Genomic DNA, 6,192 nt, shown 5'->3' on the forward strand with positions numbered 1-6,192 from the left:
CACAGAATCCATACCATCGCCTCCTATCACACGAACAATAATTTTGTTTTTGCCTTCTCCGGAGAATTGAAATACATCATCGCCACCTTGCCCCAGCAAGCGCACTTCTTTGGTTTCGTTACGAAGAAACTCGCGACTATAGATCTTGTCGGATTTATTACCCGCCTTGTTGATCTTGTATACATTTATCGTTACATCGCCATTGGGCTGATGTACTACTTCGAAGTGCTCGCGCTTATCAGAGCCCTGCACGGTTACTTCGCGCGATAGGAATTTATAGTGCTCCAAGGCATACTCCTGCAAATGATCACGTCTTGATTTCAGCTTACGGATAATTGTTTCTCCGTGGAGTTTATAGATTGCTTCCGGAAAATTCTTTATAGCAGCTTCAATGGCTTCATCGGTGAGGGCTTTTTGTAATTCCTTCGCTTGCTCTACCCAGTCCGTTGCAGTAGGTTCTGTTAAGAAGCTCCTGTCAAAGTAACGCGCGTTGAACATGAACCCGGGTGTCCAGCGGACTTCATCGTGAAATCCTTCAAACTTCGGCAGTGCCCAACGGCGGCTCCATACTTTGGCAAGAGCACCATCGCTCACGAAGAATGCCTGATCGCGGTCGCGCGGAATCGGCCTGTAGTATTCTGATTTCTTATCTTTAAATGTAGCCCACCGCCATTGGTCATCGTGTCGGTCCCAATCGCCCACCACTATATCAAACAAACGCGAACGAAGCACAAACTTCTGATCAATAGCGTTGTCGTTATCTTCTGCGAGCTTGGCCAATACTTTATCAGTGCTGATAATTTTTTTGGAACTGCCGAAGTACGGTTTGTTGCTGGCATCGCCTCCGGGCCGCTCTTCAAACAACATCAGTGTATTGGCAAATTCTTTCTGATATATACCGAAGCGCGGATCGTCTGGTATATATACTACGCGCGGATTAGAATGATATATACCTGCAGCTTCGGCCAGGAATGGCACCACTACAGCACCGTACGGATGTGCTGCCGATATCTGGTCTTGCACCAGGTCGGAAGCAAATGTTTTTTGCAGCATGGAAGGAATCGCCTTCTCCGGAAATTTCTCAATAGAGCGAAGAGTATACTCCTGCCCCAATGAATCGGCCAGCCTGAGCGAAAGCGTCTGCATACCTCCACCCTTTTGAACGATCTTTAATCCACCGGCTTCTTTCCCTATATCAAATACCGGTACGTTAATATCCTGTTTCCATTCTTCGCGGTAGTTCTCACCGAGTATTGTTTTACGCAGGCCGCTGGCATCGTAACGGTCGCTGGCATGTACGGTTACCGGCTTGGAAAAATCGGGCAACGCTATATTCGCCAGTGTTAACGGCCGGGCTACAGCTTTTGCATGTACCTGGTATACCGGCTCCTCTTTGCCGATCTCGAAATATTCAATGGACGATGTGCCGTCTGTCATGACATCTATCCGGGCAAAGCCCATAGCTGATGCTGCGAACCTGGAATATCCTTTCTTCTTAACAAAAGTATATTTAGAACCGGAGCCACTGGTAACATAATGTACACTGTCTTTCCAGGCATATTGCAAGGCATGTTCATGGCCGTTGGTATATATAGTACCCGGGTATTTTTCCATCAGTGACGACATCAGCTGGATATACCGTTTATAGATCGGGTGCTGCACGTCCTGTATATCGCCTATATATTTCCGGTATAGCGGGTATAGCGAGCCGATGGCCGGCATCGGTATATACAGGCTCTTGTTCATATCGAGCAACGGGAAGAGGTGATCTTTCCAGGTAAATACACCACCATGCTCGCCATAGGTATAGAGCGGATGGTGTGCCGCGACTATAATGCGCTTGCCCTGGTTACGGACAAATATATCTTCGAGTAATACAATGGCATCTTCCGGGCGCTTTACATCGCATGGGCTATCATCTCCTTCCGGTTTGTCCCAGCGGTGCAGAAACCATTGCGAGTCTATAATTACCAGCACTGCGTTATCACTCAACGGTATCTCCACTGGCCCGGGGCACGCGCCTTCGGGTTGAAAATGTACATTGGGTAAATGCAGGGAGTCGATCCAGGCTTCCTGGCGATTGATCTGCTGCCAACCGTTGGGGCCGCCCTTTTTCCAATCGTGATTGCCCGGTATAAAATATACCTGCGAGTTAAATCCCTGCAGTAAATTCAGTTGTCCCCGCAGAATAGCTTCTGCCTCCGACCGGTTGTGGTCATTTTCATCCGGCATCCCTTTCGGGTAAATATTGTCGCCCAAAAACAAAACCACCGAAGGTATAGCGGGGTCATACTTCTTCTTCAGTAGCTCTTTCAAGCCGTTGGTGGCGAGGTCAGGTTCACCGGCATCACCAATCAGGTAAATACTAAAGTTCTTTTGCTGCGAAAAAAGTGGGCAACTGAGAGTAACGAATACAATAAAATAAGCGAGTCGAAGTTTATGCATAGCACAGCAAATAGAGTATAAAGGGTTCTTTGCAGCCGGTAACTATAAGTGTTACTATAGTATTAAATTATAGGCTGTAAATCCAAAACTCAAACTAAATACAAATTTTCTTAGTTTTAGGTTTATCTTTCATGAAAGTGTATGGCAGAGACTGAATTGGTTCAAAAATCAAGGGCTTATGCAGAAGAGATCCTTACCAACAAGTTACCAAAAACGTGCGTATATCATAACCTGAAGCATACGCAGGAGGTTGCCAGAGCTGCCCAGGAAATAGGATCGGCTTCGAACCTGAATGATGACCAGCTGGAGACGGTGCTGGTAGCAGCGTGGCTGCATGATTTAGGTTATCTGCACGGCCCCAACGATCATGAAAAGGAATCCGCTTCTATAGCAGCCAAGCTGCTGCGCGACTGGCAGGCTTCTGAGAAGAAAACAGAAGATGTACAGCGTACTATTCTGGCTACGGTAATGCCACAATCGCCCAAAGATATTATGGGAGAAGTATTGTGTGATGCAGACCTCTCGCACCTGGCGAAAGCCGATATACGCGAGCGCGGCCTACGATTACGCGAAGAGATTGCCTCTACCAAGAATATACATTTTGCTTCAGAAGATGAATGGCTTCATGCCAACCTGAAGTTCATGAAGACGCATGAGTATTTTACGGACTACGGAAAGCGTATATTGCAGCCCTTGAAGAAACAGAATATAAAGCGACTGAAGAATGAGCTGAAGCCTGAAAGCTCAGCCAACGGTCTGGAAGACATGGAGAAGGAACTGCAGAAGCTGCGCAAGAAGCTCGAAAAAAACTCACGTCCCGATCGCGGAATCGAAACGATGTTCCGCACTACATTGGAGAATCACATCAACCTGAGTGGCATGGCCGACACCAAGGCCAACATTATGATCTCGATCAATACGATTATTCTATCGATCGTGGTCAGTGTGCTGTTCAGAAAGCTGGAAGAGTTTCCACACATGGTAGCCCCTACGTTGATGCTGGTGTTTACCTGTCTTATAGCGATTATTATGGCTATACTCGCTACACGCCCCAACATTGCCAAAGGTAAATTTACACGCGAGGATATTCTCAATAAAAAAACCAACCTGTTGTTCTTCGGTAACTTTCACAACATGCAGCTGAAGGATTATGAGTGGGGCATGCGCGAAATGATGAAGGACTACGATTACCTCTACGGCAGCATGATCAAGGATATATACTTCCTGGGGAAAGTGCTTGCCAAGAAGTATAAATTTATACGCCTCTCCTATACCATTTTCATGTTCGGGTTTGTGGCGTCTATTGTTGTATTCCTGATCCTGACACTGATCTATTATCAGCCTTATTCCATAAGAGAATTACTCACGCCCTGATAACGGCAGTATAAATACTATACATTCCTTCGGATGATTGCCCTGGTTCGGGAAACGCATCCAGTTACTTAGTCGTGCTTCTTCACGAAAGCCGCACTTATCCAATACATGGATCGATGCTATATTATCGGCATCTACAAATGTACCGATGCGGAAGATGTTTCGTTGACGCTGCAATATCTCCATCGTTTTGCGACAGGCTTCTGTAGCATAGCCTTTTCCCCAATAGGTAGGACTAAAGATATACCCGAACTGTATCTTGCCTTGTTCATTTACCAGCCCGAGACTGCCAATAAGTTTATTGTTTTCTTTTAAACGAATGGTATAGGAAAAGTCGGTTCCTTCTTTCCATGCCCAGGTAGCATATTGTATGAACGACCGTGTATCATCAATCGATTGATGTGTGGGCCACGACATGTAGTGGGTTGCTTCAGGCTTGCTGGCGTAGGTATAGAATATTTCTTCAGCATCTTCGTACCTTAGCCGCTGAAGGAGCAGACGCTCGGTAGTGAACTGTTCAGGTAAATTCAGTTGAATCATTGGTCAAATAAAACTAGAATGGCGAAAGGCAGCAACATCGTTCATCAGTATTTCAAAAAAGAAATAGAAGGCGTGAAGATACTGGTAAAGGTAAATCCGATACTGTTTACTGGCGAAGAAATAACGGTGTCTGCCGATGGACATGCCGAACTGCGCGAGATGGAGTTTGATGAAGAGATCTTTGACGACCTGAAAGCCGATGAGTTTGAAGAAGCAAGCCCGCTGGAGTTTAATCTATATCTGAACGGCTTGGTGTAGTGGATTGAAAAATTATAAGATTTAAAGATTATAAGATTGGAGAGCTTCTAATCCTTCAATTTTGTAATCTTCTAATCTTCCAATTTTGTAATCTTTAATCTCTAATCATTCATCATACTGCATAACCATCTTACGAATACGATCTTCAATTTTCTCGGATGTTAGTTTTTCTCGTAGCCGATCTACCATGATGGGGAAAGCAAAGGGAGTTGGTTTATCCGGATGCATGATGATGATCTTCTGATGCGCTATACGATCGAGTGCTCTGCGCAGGCGTGCCTCCTCCAATTGAAAATCCATTACTTCATCAAAGGCTTGCCGTAGCAGCAGGTTGTGTGCATCATAATCGTTAAACACATTGAAGAATAACTGCGAAGTAGATTGCAGGTGCCGGTCCTTTACCGGCTTGCCGGGATAGCCTTTAAACACGAGACCTGATATAGCAGCGATGTCGCGAAATTTTCTGCGCGCCATTTCCGTAGAATTTATACTCGCCTGTATATCTGTCATCAGGTTATCACTCCCCAATACATTCGTCTCCACCGCTTCCTCTATGGGTATAGGTTGATCGGATAATAACTCAAAACCATAGTCATTCATCGCGATAGAAAAAGTTATAGGCTGGATCTGTGCTATACGATGTGCCACCAGTGCGCCCATACCTTCGTGTACAAAACGTCCTTCGAAAGGATACATCAATACATGATAGCCTTCATCACTCTGAAAATATTCGATCAGAAATTCATTCTTCCCAGGTAAATGTGAGCGCTCCCGTTGCAAGTCAAACACCGGCTTCAGAAATTTCATCTCTTCATCCGTTTCTATACCCTGCACTACTTCATCCAGTTTGTTCCGGATCAGCTCACTCATCTGCGATGATAACGGCATACGTCCGCCCTGCCACGAGGGAACTGCACCAGACTTCTTATTCGTCTTGCGCACTTGTGCTTCCATATCTTTGATTCGCACCAGTTCCAGGTTTCGTCCGGCAAACCAGAATACATCACCGGGCGATAGTCGCGATATAAAATATTCTTCAATCGTCCCCAGATATTTACCCGATACAAAACGAACGAACAACGAACTATCGCCCACAATGGTACCTACCGATAATCGATGGCGCATCGCGATGGCACGATTCTCTACCCTATATATACCTTGTTGTATAACTACTTTTCTATACTCATCGTATGCCTGCAGCGAGTCGCCACCGGTAGTAATAAAGTTGAGGATCCATATCCATTCATCGTGTGTCATGCTGGCGAAGCTGAAAGTACCCGTCACTTCTTTATATATCGTATCAGCATCAAACCCTTCGGAGACAGCAAGTGTGATGAGATACTGCATTAGCACATCGAATGAACGTATATAGGGCAAGCGGTCTTCTACAATTTTTTTATCGATCGCTTCGCGTATACCGGCAGCTTCCATCAACTCCAATGAATGTGTAGGCACAAAGTATATACGACTCACCGCTCCGGGCTGGTGACCACTTCTGCCGGCACGTTGTAAAAAACGCGCTACACCTTTTGGTCCGCCAATTTGTATCACCGTTTCTACCGGGCGAAAGTCAAC

4 protein-coding genes and 1 pseudogene are annotated in these 6,192 nt (G+C 45.6%); 2 read left to right on the forward strand and 3 right to left on the reverse strand.

The window, feature by feature from the left end; genetic code table 11:
* Nucleotides 1-2,445: metallophosphoesterase (locus tag VIN08_RS16745; RefSeq protein WP_331967352.1), on the reverse strand; the 2,445-nt coding region annotated here is incomplete at its 3' end.
* A gap of 141 nt (nt 2,446-2,586) precedes the next feature.
* Between VIN08_RS16745 and VIN08_RS16750 the strand changes: the two genes are divergently transcribed.
* Entirely contained in the window at nt 2,587-3,819 is a 1,233-nt protein-coding gene (locus VIN08_RS16750) for a Pycsar system effector family protein (RefSeq protein ID WP_331967354.1), read from the forward strand.
* Here the strand turns inward: VIN08_RS16750 and VIN08_RS16755 are convergent.
* On the reverse strand, nt 3,805-4,359 hold the full coding sequence (locus VIN08_RS16755; RefSeq protein ID WP_331967356.1) for a GNAT family N-acetyltransferase: 555 nt from the start codon (nt 4,357-4,359) through the stop codon (nt 3,805-3,807). The genes VIN08_RS16750 and VIN08_RS16755 overlap by 15 nt on opposite strands.
* 18 nt (nt 4,360-4,377) lie before the next feature.
* Between VIN08_RS16755 and VIN08_RS16760 the strand changes: the two genes are divergently transcribed.
* Nucleotides 4,378-4,617 (forward strand): hypothetical protein, encoded by a 240-nt coding sequence (locus VIN08_RS16760; RefSeq protein WP_331967357.1) that lies wholly within the window; start codon nt 4,378-4,380, stop codon nt 4,615-4,617.
* A 105-nt stretch (nt 4,618-4,722) separates the two neighbouring features.
* On the opposite strand, the pseudogene VIN08_RS16765 reads toward VIN08_RS16760, so the two are convergent.
* Nucleotides 4,723-6,192: pseudogene (locus VIN08_RS16765) on the reverse strand (DNA ligase-associated DEXH box helicase); the annotation flags it as partial.

The organism is Ohtaekwangia sp. (assembly GCF_036568665.1).
Taxonomy (GTDB): domain Bacteria; phylum Bacteroidota; class Bacteroidia; order Cytophagales; family Cyclobacteriaceae; genus Ohtaekwangia.

Coding starts and splice junctions, on each gene's coding strand:
- VIN08_RS16750 (WP_331967354.1), top strand. CDS start 2,587: ATGGCAGAGACTGAATTGGTTCAAAAATCAAGGGCTTATGCAGAAGAG.
- VIN08_RS16755 (WP_331967356.1), bottom strand. CDS start 4,359: ATGATTCAACTGAATTTACCTGAACAGTTCACTACCGAGCGTCTGCTC.
- VIN08_RS16760 (WP_331967357.1), top strand. CDS start 4,378: ATGGCGAAAGGCAGCAACATCGTTCATCAGTATTTCAAAAAAGAAATA.